This window comes from Microbacterium sp. M28, assembly GCF_025836995.1.
Lineage (GTDB): Bacteria > Actinomycetota > Actinomycetes > Actinomycetales > Microbacteriaceae > Microbacterium.
Map to the genome: position 1 here is coordinate 327,465 of NZ_CP107546.1, position 17,092 is coordinate 344,556.

Consider the following 17,092-nt stretch of genomic DNA (forward strand, 5'->3'; position numbering starts at 1 on the left):
GAGTGGGCGATTCGAGGGTCAGGCCCCCGTCCTGCTCGGTTTGTGTATACGATAGCGGCATGCGAGCAAGCGACCGGGCATACGCCGCGCTCCTGGAGGAGATCCAGTCCGGAGCGCTGGCGCCGGGAACCGTGCTGGCCGAAAGCGACCAGGCAGCGCGCCTCGGCGTGAGCCGCACGCCGATGCGGGAGGCGCTGCAGCAGCTGATGCTCGACGGGCTCGTCGTCCAGCAGTCGCCCAGGGTGACCGTCGTCTCCGCCGTCGACGTCGACGACATCCGCTCGCTGTTCGAGACCCGAAGGGCACTCGAGGAGTCCGCGGCCCGCCTGGCCGCTCAGCGCGGTGACACCGAGGTCTTCGCGGCGCTCGCCGCCGAGTTCGCCCGCGTCGACCTCACCGCGGCCTCCGGTAAGGACGACTACTACGCGCTCATCGCCCGTCTCGACCGTGCCGTCGACCTGGCCGTGGCCAACGACTACATGGACGCGGCGCTGCGCACGATCCGCACGCACCTGGTCCGCGTGCGCCGCATGGCCCGAGACAAGCCGGAGCGCCTGGCCGCTTCCGTCGGCGAGCACCGTCTCATCGCCGAGGCGCTCGCCGATCGCGACGGCGAACTCGCCGCCCATGCGACGCACGTGCATCTGCGCAACGCCCTCACCAGCATCCTCGAATCCCTGATCGACACCGAAGGACAGTCATGACCGTCACCCACCACGTCCGCGTCCACCGCTCCGAGGAGGAGCTCCCCCGCGAGGAGCAGCTGGCCTGGCGGATCGCCGAAGTCGCCGCCGATCCGGCCGAGGTCGAGGCAGACGTCGTCGACATGATCATCAACCGCATCATCGACAACGCGTCGGTGGCCGCGGCATCCCTCACCAGGGCGCCGATCGTCGCGGCGCGCGACCAGGCGTTCAGCCACCCCGTCTCGTCCGGCGGGCAGGGCGCGACCGTGTTCGGCGCCGCGCTGGATCGCCGCACGAGCCCGGAGTGGGCGGCGTGGGCCAACGGCGTGGGCGTGCGCGAGCTCGACTACCACGACACGTTCCTCGCGGCCGAATACTCGCACCCCGGTGACAACATCCCGCCGATCCTCGCGGTCGCCCAGCACGTCGGATGCGATGGTCGGGCGCTGGTCCGCGGCATCGCGACCGGTTACGAGATCCAGGTCGACCTCGTGAAGGCGATCTCCCTGCACAAGCACAAGATCGACCACGTCGCCCACCTGGGGCCGGCCGCCGCCGCGGGCATCGGCACCCTGCTCGGACTCGACGTCGAGACGATCTACCAGGCGGTCGGCCAGGCGCTGCACACCACGACCGCCACGCGCCAGAGCCGCAAGGGCGAGATCTCGACGTGGAAGGCGCACGCGCCGGCCTTCGCCGGCAAGATGGCGGTCGAAGCCGTCGACCGTGCCATGCGCGGTCAGACCTCGCCGTCGCCGATCTATGAAGGCGAGGACGGCGTCATCGCCTGGATGCTGGACGGCAAGGACGCCTCCTACGATGTGCCGCTGCCGGCGGCCGGCGAGGCCAAGCGCGCGATCCTCGACACGTATACGAAGGAGCACTCCGCGGAGTACCAGGCGCAGGCGTGGATCGACCTCGCCCGCAAGCTGCACCGCGAGCACCCGGAGCTCGCCGATCCGGCGAACGTCACGTCGATCGTGCTGCACACCAGTCACCACACGCACTACGTGATCGGCTCCGGCGCCAACGACCCCCAGAAGTACGACCCGACGGCGTCGCGGGAGACCCTCGATCACTCGATCCCGTACATCTTCGCGGTCGCGCTGCAGGACGGTGCGTGGCACCACGTCGACTCGTACCTGCCCTCGCGCGCAGCTCGGCAGGACACGGTCGCGCTGTGGCACAAGATCACCACGGCGGAGGATGCCGAGTGGACCCGCCGCTACCACTCGATCGATCCGGCGGAGAAGGCCTTCGGCGGGCGCGTCGAGATCGCCCTCACGGACGGCTCGACGATCGTCGAGGAGATCGCCGTCGCCGACGCGCACCCGCTCGGCGCCCGCCCGTTCGCCCGCGCGGACTACATCGCGAAGTTCCGTCTGCTCGCCGAACCCGTGCTCGACGCGGCCGAGATCGATCGCTTCCTCGAGCTCGTGCAGCGCCTTCCCGAGCTGAGCGCCGCCGAGGTCGGCGAGCTGTCGATCATCGCGCGCCCCGGCATCCTCGCCGCCGAGCCCACCACGAAGGGCCTGTTCTGATGTCTGCCCGCCGGACCGAGTCCGAGAAGATGCGGGGAGGCCTCTGATGCTGTACTCCACGACCACCCCGGCAGAGAAGCGGCGGCTGTTCCGCGAGCGCCTGACTTCGGGTGAACTGCTGCGCTTCCCGGGTGCGTTCAATCCGCTGAGCGCCCGGCTGATCGAGCAGAAGGGGTTCGACGGCGTCTACATCTCGGGCGCCGTCCTGTCGGCGGACCTCGGGCTCCCCGACATCGGCCTCACCACGCTCACCGAGGTCGCCGGTCGGGCGCAGCAGATCGCGCGGATGACGGAGCTGCCCGCGATCGTCGACGCCGACACCGGCTTCGGCGAGCCGATGAACGTGGCCCGCACCATCCAGACCCTCGAGGATGCCGGGCTCGCCGGCACCCACATCGAGGACCAGGTCAATCCCAAGCGGTGCGGTCACCTCGACGGCAAGGCCGTCGTGGACGAGGACACCGCCATCAAGCGCATCCGGGCCGCAGCCGACGCCCGTCGGGACGAGAACTTCCTCATCATGGCTCGGACCGACATCCGGGCCGTCGAAGGGCTGGAGGCGGCGATCGAACGCGCCAAGGCGCTGGTGGATGCCGGTGCCGACGCGATCTTCCCCGAGGCCATGCGCGACCTCGGCGAGTTCGAGGCGATGGCCACGGCGCTGGACGTGCCGATCCTCGCCAACATGACCGAGTTCGGCAAGTCCGAGCTGTTCTCCACCGATCAGCTGCGCGACGCAGGGGTCAACATCGTCATCTGGCCGGTGTCGCTGCTGCGCATCGCGATGGGTGCGGCCGGCCGCGCACTCGATACGCTGAACGAGGAGGGGCACCTCACCTCGAAGCTGGGGGAGATGCAGCACCGCGCCGACCTCTACGACCTGATCGACTACGAGTCGTACAACCACTTCGACTCCGGCGTCTTCAACTTCACCATCGAGCACCCGTGAACGTGGCAAAGGAGCAGGACATGGCAGACACCGAGATCCGCAAGGGCCTGGCCGGTGTGGTCGTCGACACGACCGCGATCAGCAAGGTCAATCCGGAGACGAACAGCCTGCTCTACCGCGGGTATCCGGTGCAGGAGCTGGCCGCGACGCAGCCGTTCGAGGCCGTCGCCTACCTGCTCTGGAACGGTGACCTTCCGGATGCCGAGCAGCTGGCGGAGTTCCGCGCGACCGAGCGCGCCCATCGCGCGCTGACCGACCAGGTCAAGGCGACGATCGATCTGGTCCCGCTCGAGGCGCACCCGATGGACGAGGTGCGCACAGCCGTCAGTGTCATCGGCGCGACGGACGCCGCCGGTTCCGCATTGGACGCGCAGGCGAGCCCGGAGGAGAACCTCTTGCGCAGCATCCGCCTGTTCGCAGCGCTCCCCGCGATCGTCGCCTACGGCCAGCGCCGTCGGCGAGGCCAGGAGCCGGTCGCTCCGCGCGACGACCTGGACTACTCCGCGAACTTCCTCTGGATGACGTTCGGCGAGCTGCCCGACCCGGTCGTCGTCGATGCGTTCAACCGTTCGATGATCCTGTACGCGGAGCACTCCTTCAACGCGTCGACGTTCGCGGCGCGCGTCATCACGTCGACGCTGAGTGATCTCTACTCGGCCGTCGTCGGCGCCATCGGTGCGCTCAAAGGCCCGCTGCACGGCGGCGCGAACGAGGCGGTGCTGCACATCTTCGACGAGATCGGCGACGCCTCGAACGTCACGGAATGGCTGGATGCCGCGCTCGCCGAGAAGCGCAAGATCATGGGCTTCGGACACCGGGTGTACAAGAGCGGCGACTCGAGGGTGCCGACCATGAAGGCAGCGCTCGACACCCTGGTCGAGCACTACGGACGCGACGACGTCGCCGCACTGTACGACTCGCTGGAGCAGGAGTTCGTCGCACGCAAGGGCATCTACCCGAACCTGGACTACCCGTCCGGCCCGGCGTACAACCTCATCGGATTCGACACGCTCACGTTCACTCCGCTGTTCGTCGCCGCTCGCGTGACGGGCTGGACCGCCCACGTCATCGAGCAGGCGGGCGCCAACGCGCTGATCCGCCCGCTGTCGGCCTACGATGGGCCCGAGGAGCGGCACGTCGCGCTCTGACGCATCAGAACGTCTCTACAACGTTGTAGACTGACGCTGAAGAGGGGTGGGATCATGGCCGCGACGCTGCACGACGTCGCGAGACTCGCGGGAGTCTCGATCAAGACGGTGTCGAACGTCATCAACGACTATCCGCATATTCGTCCGACGACCAGGGAGAAGGTCGAAGAGGCGATCAAGGAGCTCGGCTACACCCCGAACCTGACGGCTCGCAACCTGCGCTCGGGGCGCACCGGCGCGATCGCGCTGGCGCTGCCTGACCTGAGTCTGGCCTATTTCGGCGAGCTCGCCGCGCAGGTGATCCACGAGGCCGAGGCGGCCGGCGTCGTCGTCCTCGTCGAGCAGACGGGTGCTGATAGAGATCGGGAGATGGACCTGCTGCGCAGCCCGCGGCTCAAGCTGACCGACGGGCTGATCTTCAGCCCGTTGGGCATGGGGCAGGAGGATGTAGCCGCGCTCGAGGTCTCGTATCCGATGGTGCTCCTCGGTGAGCGCATCTTCAACGGACCGACCGATCATGTGACCATGCGCAACGTCGAGGCCGCGAAGGCAGCGACCGAGTATCTGTTGCGTGCCGGCCGACGCCGCATCGCCGTCGTCGGCGCGCACGAGGGAGAGGTCATCGGGTCGGCGGCGTTGCGTCTGCAGGGCTATCGGGAGGCGCTGGCGGATGCCGGCATCCCGTACGACGATTCGATCGTCGGCTACACGACGCTCTGGCATCGGGCGAACGGCGCCGATTCGATGCGCGAACTGCTGGCCAGAGGTGTCGAGTTCGACGCGGTCTTCGGGTTGAACGACACCCTGGCGCTCGGCGCCATGCGCGTCCTGCAGGAGGCGGGTCGGCGGGTCCCCGACGACGTCGCCGTGGTCGGCTTCGACGGTCTCGACGAGGCCGAGTACTCGATCCCCTCGCTGACGACCGTCGATCCCGGACGCGAGTGGATCGCGAAGGCGGCGGTGAAGACGCTGCTCGAACGCATCGGTGCCGGCGACGACAAGCCCGCCCCTCGGACCCTCCTGGCCGACTTCCGGATGCTCGAGCGCGAGTCGGCTCCGGCCGCGCGATAACGATTCGACCGCGCGATTGACAATCGTTCGGTGCGGGTTCACAATGATTTCTACAACGTTTACTACAACGTTGTAGATCGATTGGGAATCGCACCGTGCTCACCAGCGGGAGCGCGCGAGGCGACATCGAAGTCAGCCCCGAGAGGACACAGCACAATGAAGTCACGAATTCTGGCCGGAGTCGGCATCGCAGCCCTCGCGGCCACCGCCCTGACCGGCTGCGCCGGCGGCAGCAGTCACGCCGCGAGCAATGAGATCACCTTCATGTTCCGCGGCAACGACGCGGAGAAGGAGGCGTACACGGCCGCCATCAAGCAGTTCGAGAAGGACCACGACGCCAAGGTCAAGATCATCATGACCACGGCCGACGACTACTCGACCAAGCTCAAGGCGGCCATCACAGGCAAGCAGATCCCCGACGTCTTCTACATCGACCCCGGCAGCGTCCAGGCGTATGTCAAGTCGGGCATCGTCAAGGACATCACCGAGGCCGTCGAGGCGGATGTCGACCTCGACAACCTCTGGCAGTACGGTGTCGACAGCTACCGCTTCGACGGCCAGCTCATGGGCCAGGGCGCGATCTACGCGATGCCCAAGGACATCGGTCCCTTCTCGTTCGGCTACAACAAGACCATGTTCGAGGCCGCGGGTGTCCCGCTGCCTGACAAGGACGAGCCGTACACCCTGGACGAGTTCGTCGACGTCGCCAAGAAGCTGACGCTCGACACCAACGGAGACGGCACGCTGGACCAGTGGGGCACCGGACTGAACGTCCAGTGGAACCTGCAGCCCTTCGTGTGGTCGAACGGCGGCGACTGGCTGAACGAGGACCGCACCGAGGTCACCGTCGACGAGCCCGAGTTCGTCGAGGCGCTGCAGTGGTTCGCCGACCTGTCGCTGGTCGAAGGCGTCACCCCGTCGACCTCGGACGCGCAGACGCTGGACACCTACCAGCGCTGGATGCAGGGACAGATCGGATTCTTCCCGGTCGGCCCGTGGGACGTGCCCACCTACGAGACGCTCGACTTCGAGTGGGACCTGATCCCCTATCCGGTCGGTTCCACCGGAGAGCCGGCCAGCTGGATCGGCACGCTCGGCATCGCCGTCTCCGAGACGACGAAGAACGCCGACCTCGCCACCGAGCTCGCGATCTACCTCTCCACCGACGCGACCGCGCAGCAGTCGCTGGTCGATGCGGGCGTGCAGATCCCGAACCTCATCGACATGGCAGACGAGTGGGTGGCCTCCAGCACGCTGCCCCCGGCGAACAAGCAGGAGTTCCTCGACGTCGCGCAGGACTACGGTCGAGCGCTGCCGGCGAACACGACGTACAGCGCCGAGTGGTACGACGAGCTGTTCAAGAACATCCAGCCCGTGCTCGACGGCGACCAGACGGCGGAGGAGTACCTCAAGGAGGTCCAGCCGCGCATGCAGGAGCTGCTCGACAAGGCGAACGCGGACGCCGGAATCGGCTGACCGGTCGACGCCCGACTGCCTCGGGGTCGGCGCCAGCCGGCCCCGAGGTCCAATCCGCCCGTCCTGAACCCTGAGGTGACCATGTCCACGACGACTGTTCGTCGATCCCGGCTGCACCGCCGTGAGCACCTGGCGGCGTTCGCGTTCATCGCGGCCCCGCTGCTCGGCTTCCTGATCTTCATCGCCTACCCGCTGGTGTTCGCGGTCTACGCTTCCTTCACGAAGTGGAACGGCCTGAGCGAGCCGGTCTTCAACGGTCTCGACAACTACATCGAGATGATGGGGGACCGCTACTTCTGGCAGGCGATGGGCAACACCGTCTTCATGATGATCGGCATCCCGATCGGTCTGCTCCTGTCGCTGCTGCTTGCCCTGGCGCTGAATCGCAAGATGCGCGGGACGACCTTCTTCCGCACGGTGTACTACGTGCCGGTCATCTCGTCGCTCGCCGCCGTCGCCATTCTCTGGCAGTGGGCGTACAACGGCGACTTCGGTCTGGTCAACCAGGTCCTCGCGATCTTCGGGATCGAAGGACCCAACTGGTTGCAGGATGCCGCGACGGCCAAGCCAGCCATCATCATCATGTCGGTGTGGAAGGGCCTCGGCTTCTCGATGCTGCTCTACCTGGCAGCCCTCCAGTCCGTCCCCCGCCACCTCTATGAGGCAGCGGCGATCGACGGCGCGGGCACGTTCGCGCAGTTCCGCCACATCACGATCCCGATGCTCAAGCCGGTGACGTTCTTCCTCGTCGTCACGAGCATCATCGGCGGCGCGCAGATCTTCATCGAGATCAACATCATGACCCCCACCGGTGGACCCGAATTCTCCACCGCATCCATCGTCTGGTACATCTGGCAGAAGGCTTTCAACTACCTCCAGATGGGCTACGCGACCTCCATGTCCGTCGTGCTCGGCATCCTGGTCTTCGTCGTCACGGCGATCCAGTTCCAGATGAACCGGCGCTCCCAGTTCTCGATCGAGTGAGGCAGCCATGACTCAGACAGCTCCAGCTCCTGGAACCATGACCACCGTCCTCCCCGAGGTGTCGCGCCGTCGCGGCCTGCCTCGAAACCCGATCGGGAAGGGCAACGGCAACTCCGTGCAGGCGGTCGGAAGCCGCTCGCGCTCGTACCGCATGATGAACGTGATCGTCACGATCGTGCTCGCCATCGGCGGCATCGTGATGATCGCGCCGCTGCTGTGGACCTTCAGCACGTCGCTGAAGACCCGTGAGGCCGTCTTCGCCCTCCCGCCGCAGTGGATCCCCGACCCGGTGCAGTGGGAGAACTACGTCCGAGTGTGGACCGCCGGCCCCCTCGCGAGCGGCATCATGAACAGCGTCATCGTGTCGGTCAGCGTCACGGTGGTCGGCGCGGTGACGTCGTCACTCGCGGCCTTCGCGTTCGCGAAGATGCGTCTGCCGTTCAAGAACGTGGTGTTCCTCGCGATGCTCTCCGCGATCATGATCCCGTTCCCGACGATCATGATCCCGCAGTTCAAGATGTTCGGCGACGCCGGCCTGGTCGACACGCTGTGGCCGCTGATCCTGCCCGGCATCTTCGGCAACATCGTGATGATCTTCTTCCTGAAGCAGTACCTCAGCTCGATCCCCGACTCGATCATCGAGGCGGCCAAGCTCGACGGCGCCGGCTACCTGCGGATCTTCTTCAGGCTCATCTTCCCGGTGATCCGGCCCGCGATCGCCGCGCAGTTCATCCTCTGGTTCATGGCGGTCTGGAACGACTACCTCGCTCCGATCATCTACCTGAACTCGCCCGAGAAGCAGACCCTGCAGCTGGTGATCGCGACGTTCAACGCCACCTACGCCAGCCAGACGGACTACCCGCTGATCATGGCGGCATCGTTCATCGCGCTCATCCCCGTGCTCGTCGTCTTCCTGATCTTCCAGCGTCAGATCATCGAGTCGGTCGCGTTGAGCGGATCGAAGGGCTGACATGAGCACCTCCACCGGCGACCCGACCACGTGGGGCGCGCGCAACGCGCACGACCCCACGGTGGTCCGCGGAGACGACGGTCTCTGGTACATGTTCTCCACGGATGCCGCCGCAGGTTTCGACGGCATCCCGGTGGGTGCCCACGTGCGCACCTCGCCGGATCTGGTGACGTGGTCCTTCCAGGGCACCGCGCTCGGCGAGGTGCCAGCGCCGGCACGGGAGTGGAGCGGAGCCGCAGGACTCTGGGCGCCTGAGGTGGTCCGCTGGCCGACGGCCGACGGTTCGACCCGGTGGCACATGTACTACTCGGCGTCGACGTTCGGGTCGCGGACGTCGGCCATCGGCCTCGCCACGGCGGAGCACCTCGCCGGCCCGTGGACCGATCAGGGCATCGTCGTCGCGACCCGGCACGAGCGCGACGGCCACAACGCCATCGACGCCGCCGTGACCTTCGATCGCGCCGGCCGCGCATGGATGATCTACGGCTCGTTCTTCGACGGCATCCACATCGTCGAGCTGTCGCTCGAGACGGGGGAGCGCGTCCGAGAGGAGAAGGGTGCGCTGATCGCGCGACGCCCGTCGAACGTCGACGGCGCGATCGAAGGCGCCTTCGTCGTGTATCGGCCCGAAGAGGACCGTTTCGTGCTGTTCGTCTCGTACGACTCCCTCGTGGACACGTACAGCGTGCGCGTCGGCGTGGCCGACGAGATCACGGGTCCGTATCGGGATGCGGCGGGCAACGACCTCACCGACCCCGCGGCCGAGCAGGCGGCCGTGGTCGGCACCAAGATTCTCGGCGGCCACCGGTTCCCCGGCGGGACGGGCTTCATCGCCCCAGGCCACAACTCGGTCTTCCGCGACGGCGACGCGACCTTCCTGGTGCACCACGTCCGGCTCGCGGATGCCCCGACGCAGCACGAGGCGCAGATCCGTCGTGTGCACTGGACCGGCGGCGGCTGGCCGCTGGTGTCGCCCCATCCGTACGCGGGGCTCGATGCCGAGACGCTGGATGCCCCGGCATCCGTCTCCGGGACGTGGAACGCCGTGCGCTACGCCCCCGAAGAGGCGAAGCTGATCGAGGCGGAGACCGTGCATCTGGTGGCGCCCCTCGTGAGCGCCGGCGAGGCGGTCGCCGGTGAGCTCGCGCTCACCGCGGCATCCGGTGACGCGATCCTGGACGGCGTCGTGTTCGGCGCCTGGGACCCGGTGGCGCAGAGCGCCGTGCTGGCCTTCGCCGGTATCGACGCGGCCGGCGTCGTCTGGACCGGATCGCAGCAGGTGACGTCATGACCGCGCTCGTCCATCCACGCCGCGAGGGCGTCGTGGCCGGATCGGACGACGTGGCTCTCGGCTGGACCGGCCGCGTCATGCAGTGGCTGCGCGTCATCACCGCGATCGTGCTCGTCAATGTGCTGTTCCTGCTCGGTGGGGTCGCCGGCCTGATCCTCTTCGGCGTCATGCCGGCCGCTGTCGCGGCCATCGCCGTGCTGCGCCGCAACGACCTGCTCCTCGGCTCGGCGGAGGAGGGTCTGCTGCGCACCTTCTGGTCGCACTACCGTGCACAGTTCTGGCGGGCGAACCGGGCGGGGATCCCGTTCTGGATCGTCGGCATCCTGCTCGCAGCCGACCTGGCCGTCCTTCCGCAGCTCGCGGGACCTGTCTCGGCTGTGCTGCTGGTCTTCACCGGTGCCGTGCTGATCGCCGCGATCACGACGTTCGCAGCCACGGTCACGCTGCTGTCCCGGTACGACGACGGTGTCCCGGCCATCCTGCGCTATGCGCTGGTGCTCCCACCCACCTCGCCGGCGATGAGCATCGGCGTGATCGTCGCTGTCCTCGCGTGGACGTTGATCGTCTCGATCCTGCCCGTGCTGCTGCCCCTGGCAGGAGCCGCCCTCCCGCTCGCGATCGTCGTGCGTCTGATCGATGCTCGGCTGGATCGCATCGAGGATGCCGACTGAGCCGGCATCCGCACTCCGACTTCCCTGCCCATCACCCGCACGCCGTGCTGTCCGCAGCGCGGCCTGTCCCACAGAAGGAATCACCGTGACTCAGGCACGCATCTCCGTCGACCGTGAAGCGGTCGTCGCTCCGCTCAACCGTCGGATCTTCGGCTCGTTCGTCGAGCACCTCGGCCGCTGCGTCTACGACGGCATCTACGAACCCGGCCACCCGACCGCCAACGAGGACGGCTTCCGTATGGACGTCGTCGACCTCGTGCGCGAACTGGGCTCCACGACGATCCGCTACCCCGGCGGCAACTTCGTCTCCGGTTTCCGCTGGGAGGACTCGGTCGGGCCGCGCGACCAGCGCCCGGTGCGTCGTGACCTCGCCTGGCACTCCATCGAGACCAACCAGGTCGGCGTCGACGAGTTCTCGCGCTGGCTCAAGCTCACCGGCTCCGAGCTGATGATGGCCGTGAACCTCGGTACGCGCGGCATCGAGGCGGCCCTCGACCTGCTCGAGTACTGCAACCACCCCTCAGGCACGGCGCTCAGCGACCAGCGCATCGCCAACGGCACGGTCGAGCCGCACGACATCAAGATGTGGTGCCTCGGCAACGAGATGGACGGGCCGTGGCAGACCGGCTACATGACGGCCGAGGACTACGGCAAGATCGCGGCCCGTACTGCGCAGGCCATGAAGACCGCCGACCGTTCGCTCGAGCTCGTCGTGTGCGGCTCGTCGAGCTCCTCGATGCCGACGTTCGGTGATTGGGAGCGCACCGTGCTCGAGCACGCGTACGAGCACGTCGACTACATCTCCTGCCACGCGTACTACCAGGAGCGCGGCGGCGACCTCGGCTCCTACCTCGCCTCGTCGCTGGACATGCAGTACTTCATCGAGACCGTCGTCGCGACGGCCGATCACGTCGGCAACAAGCTGAAGTCGAAGAAGAAGATCAAGCTCTCCTTCGACGAGTGGAACATCTGGTACCTCGACGAGCACCAGGCATCCGACGAGGTCAACGACGAATGGCGCATCGCTCCCCGCCAGCTCGAGGACGTCTACTCCGTGGCGGATGCCGTGGTCCTCGGCAACCTCATGATCACGCTGCTGAAGAACCACGACCGGGTCGCCTCGGCATCCCTGGCGCAGCTCGTCAACGTGATCGCGCCGATCATGACGGAGCCGGGGGGAGACGCCTGGCGTCAGACCACGTTCTTCCCGTTCTCGGTGACGTCGCGTCTGGCGAAGGGCGAGATCCTCAAGCCGCGCATCGATGCCGGCACGTACGAGACCAAGGTCTACGGCGACGCTCCGCTGGTCGACTCGGTCGTCACGACCGATGGAACCTCCTCCGCCGTGTTCCTCGTGAACCGCAGCCAGACCGAGGCCATCACCGTCACGGTCGACGTCGCCGAGCTGGGGGCGACGAGCATCGCCGAGGCCGTGACCGTCTGGGATGACGACGTGTACGCCAAGAACACCCTGGCCGACCAGAACCGCGTCGGGCTGAAGCAGCTCGAGGGCGCCGTCCTGGTCGATGGCGTGCTCACCGTGACGCTGCCTCCCGTCTCGTGGTCGGCGATCGCCCTTTCGTGAGCTCACCCATCCTGCGCCTGACCGGCGCCGCGGCCGTGGTCATCACCGCGGTCGCGGCGCTGGCCGGGTGCGCCCCCGCCGCGGCGGTCGCCCCCGACCTGTCCGGCGATCTCTTCGTCCACGACCCCGCGTACGCGGTCACGGATGACGGGTACTTCGTGTATTCGACCGGTGACGGGCGGATCGCGGACGGCAACATCCAGGTCCGCACCTCCGAAGAGGGTGCGGACTGGGAGTACGCCGGCGAGGTCTGGGCGACGAAGCCTGCCTGGCTGTCGGATGCCGTGCCCGGCGTCGACAACCTCTGGGCACCCGAGCTCTATGAGCACGACGGCACCTGGTACCTCTATTACTCGGCGTCCACGTTCGGCAGCAGCACCTCCGTGATCGCCCTCGCGACGAACACGACGCTCGATCCGGAGGACCCCGCCTACGAGTGGGTCGATCGCGGCGAGGTCATCGCATCGGCAGGCACCGACTACAACGCGATCGACGCCGGAATCGTCGAGGACGAGGACGGCGAGCCGTGGATGGCGTTCGGATCGTTCTCGTCGGGGCTGAAGATCGTGCCGCTGGAGTGGCCGAGCGGCCTTCGCGCCGATGACAGCGAGCCCGTGACCATCGCGGACCGTGGCCTCACCGAGAACGCGATCGAGGCGCCGTACATCGTCCCGCACGACGGAGCGTTCTACCTGTTCGCCTCGCGCGGCTTCTGCTGCAAGGGCACCGACAGCACGTACGAGATCATCGTCGGTCGTGCGGACGCCGTGACCGGTCCGTATCGGGATGCCGACGGCGGGGTGCTGCTCGAAGACGGCGGCACGGTCGTGCTGACGGGTGAGGGCGACCGGATCGGCCCGGGCGGGCAGTCGGTGTGGGACGACACCCTCGCCTTCCACTTCTACGACGGCGCTGCCGACGGTATCCCCACCCTCGGGCTGCTCCCGATCACGTGGCGGGATGGCTGGCCAGAGGTGCCTTCCGAGAAATAGTTCTTGGCTGGGCGAGGACTCTCTGCTAGCTTTGCCGGTAGTTAAATCAGGGGTTATGTTTATCCCTGTTCATCCCGGGTGTCAGTGTTGACGCCACGACCGCAGAGAGGCGGAGGATGGCACTGACGCAAGCACCACGACGGCGCAAATCGCTGTGGGGGCAGATCAAGAGCAGCCGGATGCTGATCTTCATGTGCGTCCCGGCGATCGCGTTCTTCCTCGTGTTCAACTACGCCCCGCTGCCGGGGATCTGGATCGCGTTCACGGACTTCAATTACCGCGACGGCATCTTCGGAAGCCCGTTCGTCGGACTGAAGAACTTCGAGTTCCTGATCAAGTCCGGGATGCTGTGGGAACTCACCCGCAACACGATCCTCTACAACGTCGCTTTCATCGTGCTCGGGAACATCCTGCAGATCGCGATCGCGATCATGTTCAACGAGGTCCGGCTGAAGTTCTTCAAGAAGATCACGCAGGGCATCATGTTCCTGCCCTACTTCATCTCGGTCGTGCTGATCGGCGTGATCGCCTTCAACATCCTGAACTACGACACCGGGGCGCTGAACACGCTGATCGAGCAGACCGGCGGCGACCCGATCAAGATCTACAGCATGGCCGGCGTCTGGCCGCTCATCATCATCGTGGTCCACCTCTGGCAGAGCACCGGATACGGGTCGATCGTGTACTTCGCGGCGATCATGGGCATCGACAAGGGGCTGTTCGAAGCCGCCGAGATCGATGGCGCCTCCGCCTGGCAGCGCATCCGCTACGTCATCCTGCCCAGCCTCAAGCCGACGTTCATCATCCTGTTCCTGTTCTCGCTCGGCGGCATCATGAGCGGCAACTTCGGCCTGTTCTGGAACCTCGTCGGAAACAACGCGGCGCTGTTCTCGACCACCGACATCATCGAGACCTCGGTGTACCGGATGGTCATGTCGCAGAACAACTTCACGACCTCCACGGCGGTGGGGCTGTACCAATCCCTCTTCGGCTTCGCCATCGTCATGACGGCGAACTGGATCGTTCGAAGGATGAACAAGGACTATGCCCTCTTCTGATGTCACCATGACCGCCCCGGCCGCCGATTTCACCGACACCGGCGCGACGCGGACGCTGCTGCTGCCGAAGAAGGGCAAGGGCCTGTTCGACCGGTCACCGAGGCCGCGCGCGATCAAACTGTCGAGGAGCGATCGCTGGCTGCGCGGGATCTCCTACGTGTGGATCAGCCTGTTCGCGCTGTTCTGCCTGCTGCCGTTCGTCCTGATCGTCTCGGCCTCGTTCTCCAGCGAATCGGCCATCCGCGCCGACGGGTTCGGGCTGTGGCCGAAGGAGTTCACGTTCGCCGCCTACGAGCTGATCTTCCAGGCGCCGCGTCAGATCCTCGGTGCCTACGCGGTCACCGTCACGATGACGGTGTTCGGAACGGCGATCGGCCTGTTCGTGATCGCGATGACCGGTTACGCGCTGTACCGGCAGGACTTCCCCTTCCGGAATCAGATCTCGTTCTTCATCTACTTCACGACGCTGTTCTCCGCTGGGCTGGCGCCGACGTTCCTCTGGGTGGGCCGCGATCTCGGACTGCGCGGCACCTATCTCGCGGTGTTCCTCCAGCTGCTGATGACCCCGTGGCTGATCATCCTCATGAAGAACTTCATGAAGACGGTGCCGTACGAGATCGTCGAGTCGGGCAAGATCGACGGCGCGGGCGACTTCCGTATCTTCGCGAAGCTCACCCTGCCGATGATGAAGCCGGCGCTGGCGACCATCGGACTGTTCCTCGCCCTCGCGTATTGGAACGAGTGGTACCTGTCCTCGCTGTATCTCGGCAGCACCGTCGAGTTCAAACCGCTGCAGTACTACCTGTACAACGTCATCAACACGGCCAGTGCGCTGCGCAACTCGGTCGCCGGCGCCAACGTGAGCATCGCCGATCTGCCCAGCAACACGCTGAAGATGGCGAGCGCCGTGGTGGCCACCGGACCCATCCTCCTGTTCTATCCGTTCGTCCAGAAGTACTTCGTCAGCGGCATCACGGTCGGCGCGGTCAAGGGCTGACCCACCGACGCTGACGTCCCCGGCCACGCGGCCACCCCCTGCACCATCACACCCCGAGCCGAAGGAGTCTCACATGAAGAAAAGGATCCTCACGTCCGCAGCGGCGCTCGCCGTCGTCGGGCTGAGCGTCGGCGCCCTGGCGGGCTGCTCGCCCGCCGGTGGTGAAGAAGGCGGCGACGCCGCGAAGATCACCATGCTCGTCCTGGGCAACAAGCCCACCAACGGCCGCCTCGAGGCGATGCTCGAGGAGCTCAACCCGAAGCTCAAGGAGAAGGTGAACGCGACCCTCGACTTCTTCTACGTCGAGTGGGCGGACTGGCAGACCCAGTACAACGTGCAGCTGCTGTCCGGCGATGACAACATCGACCTGATCACCACGGCCACTGACTGGCTGTACGCGTGGGAGAACGCCGAGAAGGGCGCCTTCCTGCCGCTGACCGAGGACATGCTCAAGGAGAACGCCCCCAAGACCTGGGCGCAGGTGGATGCCGAGGGCCACTGGGATCTCACCAAGCTGAACGACGAGATCATGTTCATCCCGGAGGACAACTACACCCAGTACACCAACCACGGGTTCTTCTACCGCGGAGACTGGGCCACCGAGGCCGGGTTCGAGAACGGCGAGATCACGAAGTTCGAGGACTTCACGACCTACTTCCGCTGGATCAAGGAGAACAAGCCGGAGGTCTACCCGTGGGACGTGGTCGGCACGAACGAGGCGGCGCTGACCGGGTACTGGCAGGGCCACACCGACCTGGTCACACTGCAGGGCGTGAGCGCCGGCATCTTCATGCCGTTCCAGCTCTCGGCATCCGACCCGACGACCGTGACGTCGGTCTACATGGAGGGTGACGAGCTGCTGGAGGCGGCGGAACTGGCACGCGAGTGGAACGAGATCGGGGTCTGGCGCGAGGACGCGCTGAACTACGACGGCGACACTCGTGAGGAGTTCTACGCCGGACTCAGCGGGGCCGACCAGCACCACACCCAGACGTACATCGGCGCGATCGTCGACAACATGACGAAGAAGCAGCCGGGGTCCGACCCGAAGATGTTCTACTGGGGCCAGGAGAACGACAACGTCTACAAGGACATCCTCACGCACGGTGCGATGGCGGTGAGCGCGAACTCCAGCAACCCGGAGAAGGCGCTGCAGGTCTACGACGCGCTGCGCAACGACGAGGAGCTGTACAAGCTGCTCAACTTCGGCATCGAGGGCACCGACTACGTCATGACCGATGACGGCATGCTCGGCTTCCCCGAGGGGTACGACCCGTCGACGGACTCGCTCGGCTCGAACTTCTGGGCCGGCCGCATGGACGAGTTCGAGCCGCAGCGGGTCACCGAGGCGCCGAACAAGGACGAGATCTACGCCTCGCTGGACGAGGTCGCGAAGGAGTACCCGTACTCGACGCTGATCATCGACAAGAGCATGATCGACCCGACGCTCGCCGCGATGGGAGCCGTGCTGTCGGAGTACATCCCGCAGCTGCAGTACGGCAAGTTCGATGATCCGGCGGCCGCGATCGAGGAGATGCGCCAGAAGCTGACGGACGCCGGCTACGAAGATGCCCGCGACTCGCTCCAGGCGGACATCGACGCCTGGGCCGAGGAGCAGGACTTCGGCTGACACGCGCAGCCGGGCGGGCTGAGGCCCGCCCGGCTCCGCACAC

The 17,092-nt window shown here is 66.5% G+C and carries 15 protein-coding genes; all 15 read left to right on the plus strand.

What is annotated here, in order from left to right:
• Window positions 1-59 precede the first annotated feature (59 nt).
• Window positions 60-704 (plus strand): GntR family transcriptional regulator, encoded by a 645-nt coding sequence (locus tag OED01_RS01640; RefSeq protein WP_264156673.1) that lies wholly within the window; start codon window positions 60-62, stop codon window positions 702-704.
• Window positions 701-2,227 carry an MmgE/PrpD family protein gene (locus tag OED01_RS01645; protein WP_264156674.1) on the plus strand — a complete coding sequence of 509 codons (1,527 nt, stop codon included), beginning with the start codon at window positions 701-703 and terminating at the stop codon, window positions 2,225-2,227. The genes OED01_RS01640 and OED01_RS01645 overlap by 4 nt, the downstream gene beginning before the upstream one ends.
• Before the next feature lie 46 nt (window positions 2,228-2,273).
• Window positions 2,274-3,176, plus strand: coding sequence for a methylisocitrate lyase (gene prpB, locus OED01_RS01650; protein WP_264156675.1), 903 nt, complete (start codon window positions 2,274-2,276; stop codon window positions 3,174-3,176).
• Between the two features lie 20 nt (window positions 3,177-3,196).
• Window positions 3,197-4,324: a bifunctional 2-methylcitrate synthase/citrate synthase gene (locus OED01_RS01655; protein ID WP_264156676.1), complete on the plus strand. Its 1,128-nt coding sequence runs from the start codon at window positions 3,197-3,199 to the stop codon at window positions 4,322-4,324.
• Window positions 4,325-4,378: 54 nt separating this feature from the next.
• Window positions 4,379-5,395 carry a LacI family DNA-binding transcriptional regulator gene (locus OED01_RS01660; RefSeq protein ID WP_264156677.1) on the plus strand — a complete coding sequence of 339 codons (1,017 nt, stop codon included), beginning with the start codon at window positions 4,379-4,381 and terminating at the stop codon, window positions 5,393-5,395.
• A gap of 156 nt (window positions 5,396-5,551) precedes the next feature.
• Window positions 5,552-6,871, plus strand: coding sequence for an ABC transporter substrate-binding protein (locus OED01_RS01665; RefSeq protein WP_264156678.1), 1,320 nt, complete (start codon window positions 5,552-5,554; stop codon window positions 6,869-6,871).
• 81 nt (window positions 6,872-6,952) lie between these two features.
• Window positions 6,953-7,855, plus strand: a complete 903-nt coding sequence (locus OED01_RS01670) for a carbohydrate ABC transporter permease (RefSeq protein WP_264156679.1) — start codon at window positions 6,953-6,955, stop codon at window positions 7,853-7,855.
• A 37-nt stretch (window positions 7,856-7,892) separates the two neighbouring features.
• Window positions 7,893-8,825 carry a carbohydrate ABC transporter permease gene (locus OED01_RS01675; protein WP_264156680.1) on the plus strand — a complete coding sequence of 311 codons (933 nt, stop codon included), beginning with the start codon at window positions 7,893-7,895 and terminating at the stop codon, window positions 8,823-8,825.
• Between the two features lies 1 nt (window position 8,826).
• Window positions 8,827-10,116: an arabinan endo-1,5-alpha-L-arabinosidase gene (locus tag OED01_RS01680; protein ID WP_264156681.1), complete on the plus strand. Its 1,290-nt coding sequence runs from the start codon at window positions 8,827-8,829 to the stop codon at window positions 10,114-10,116.
• On the plus strand, window positions 10,113-10,787 hold the full coding sequence (locus OED01_RS01685; RefSeq protein ID WP_264156682.1) for a YesL family protein: 675 nt from the start codon (window positions 10,113-10,115) through the stop codon (window positions 10,785-10,787). The genes OED01_RS01680 and OED01_RS01685 overlap by 4 nt, the downstream gene beginning before the upstream one ends.
• Before the next feature lie 85 nt (window positions 10,788-10,872).
• Window positions 10,873-12,372 carry an arabinosylfuranosidase ArfA gene (arfA, locus tag OED01_RS01690; protein ID WP_264156683.1) on the plus strand — a complete coding sequence of 500 codons (1,500 nt, stop codon included), beginning with the start codon at window positions 10,873-10,875 and terminating at the stop codon, window positions 12,370-12,372.
• Window positions 12,369-13,364, plus strand: coding sequence for an arabinan endo-1,5-alpha-L-arabinosidase (locus OED01_RS01695; protein ID WP_264156684.1), 996 nt, complete (start codon window positions 12,369-12,371; stop codon window positions 13,362-13,364). Before arfA ends, OED01_RS01695 begins: the two co-directional genes overlap by 4 nt.
• Before the next feature lie 116 nt (window positions 13,365-13,480).
• Window positions 13,481-14,422 (plus strand): ABC transporter permease, encoded by a 942-nt coding sequence (locus OED01_RS01700; protein WP_264156685.1) that lies wholly within the window; start codon window positions 13,481-13,483, stop codon window positions 14,420-14,422.
• 7 nt (window positions 14,423-14,429) lie between these two features.
• On the plus strand, window positions 14,430-15,419 hold the full coding sequence (locus OED01_RS01705; RefSeq protein WP_264156686.1) for a carbohydrate ABC transporter permease: 990 nt from the start codon (window positions 14,430-14,432) through the stop codon (window positions 15,417-15,419).
• A 73-nt stretch (window positions 15,420-15,492) separates the two neighbouring features.
• Entirely contained in the window at window positions 15,493-17,049 is a 1,557-nt protein-coding gene (locus OED01_RS01710; protein ID WP_264156687.1) for an ABC transporter substrate-binding protein, read from the plus strand.
• Window positions 17,050-17,092: the final 43 nt, after the last annotated feature.

What these genes read in the sequence shown, in the direction of transcription:
- OED01_RS01640 (WP_264156673.1), top strand. Translation starts at nt 60, where the DNA reads ATGCGAGCAAGCGACCGGGCATACGCCGCGCTCCTGGAGGAGATCCAG.
- OED01_RS01645 (WP_264156674.1), top strand. Translation starts at nt 701, where the DNA reads ATGACCGTCACCCACCACGTCCGCGTCCACCGCTCCGAGGAGGAGCTC.
- prpB (WP_264156675.1), top strand. Translation starts at nt 2,274, where the DNA reads ATGCTGTACTCCACGACCACCCCGGCAGAGAAGCGGCGGCTGTTCCGC.
- OED01_RS01655 (WP_264156676.1), top strand. Translation starts at nt 3,197, where the DNA reads ATGGCAGACACCGAGATCCGCAAGGGCCTGGCCGGTGTGGTCGTCGAC.
- OED01_RS01660 (WP_264156677.1), top strand. Translation starts at nt 4,379, where the DNA reads ATGGCCGCGACGCTGCACGACGTCGCGAGACTCGCGGGAGTCTCGATC.
- OED01_RS01665 (WP_264156678.1), top strand. Translation starts at nt 5,552, where the DNA reads ATGAAGTCACGAATTCTGGCCGGAGTCGGCATCGCAGCCCTCGCGGCC.
- OED01_RS01670 (WP_264156679.1), top strand. Translation starts at nt 6,953, where the DNA reads ATGTCCACGACGACTGTTCGTCGATCCCGGCTGCACCGCCGTGAGCAC.
- OED01_RS01675 (WP_264156680.1), top strand. Translation starts at nt 7,893, where the DNA reads ATGACCACCGTCCTCCCCGAGGTGTCGCGCCGTCGCGGCCTGCCTCGA.
- OED01_RS01680 (WP_264156681.1), top strand. Translation starts at nt 8,827, where the DNA reads ATGAGCACCTCCACCGGCGACCCGACCACGTGGGGCGCGCGCAACGCG.
- OED01_RS01685 (WP_264156682.1), top strand. Translation starts at nt 10,113, where the DNA reads ATGACCGCGCTCGTCCATCCACGCCGCGAGGGCGTCGTGGCCGGATCG.
- OED01_RS01700 (WP_264156685.1), top strand. Translation starts at nt 13,481, where the DNA reads ATGGCACTGACGCAAGCACCACGACGGCGCAAATCGCTGTGGGGGCAG.
- OED01_RS01705 (WP_264156686.1), top strand. Translation starts at nt 14,430, where the DNA reads ATGACCGCCCCGGCCGCCGATTTCACCGACACCGGCGCGACGCGGACG.
- OED01_RS01710 (WP_264156687.1), top strand. Translation starts at nt 15,493, where the DNA reads ATGAAGAAAAGGATCCTCACGTCCGCAGCGGCGCTCGCCGTCGTCGGG.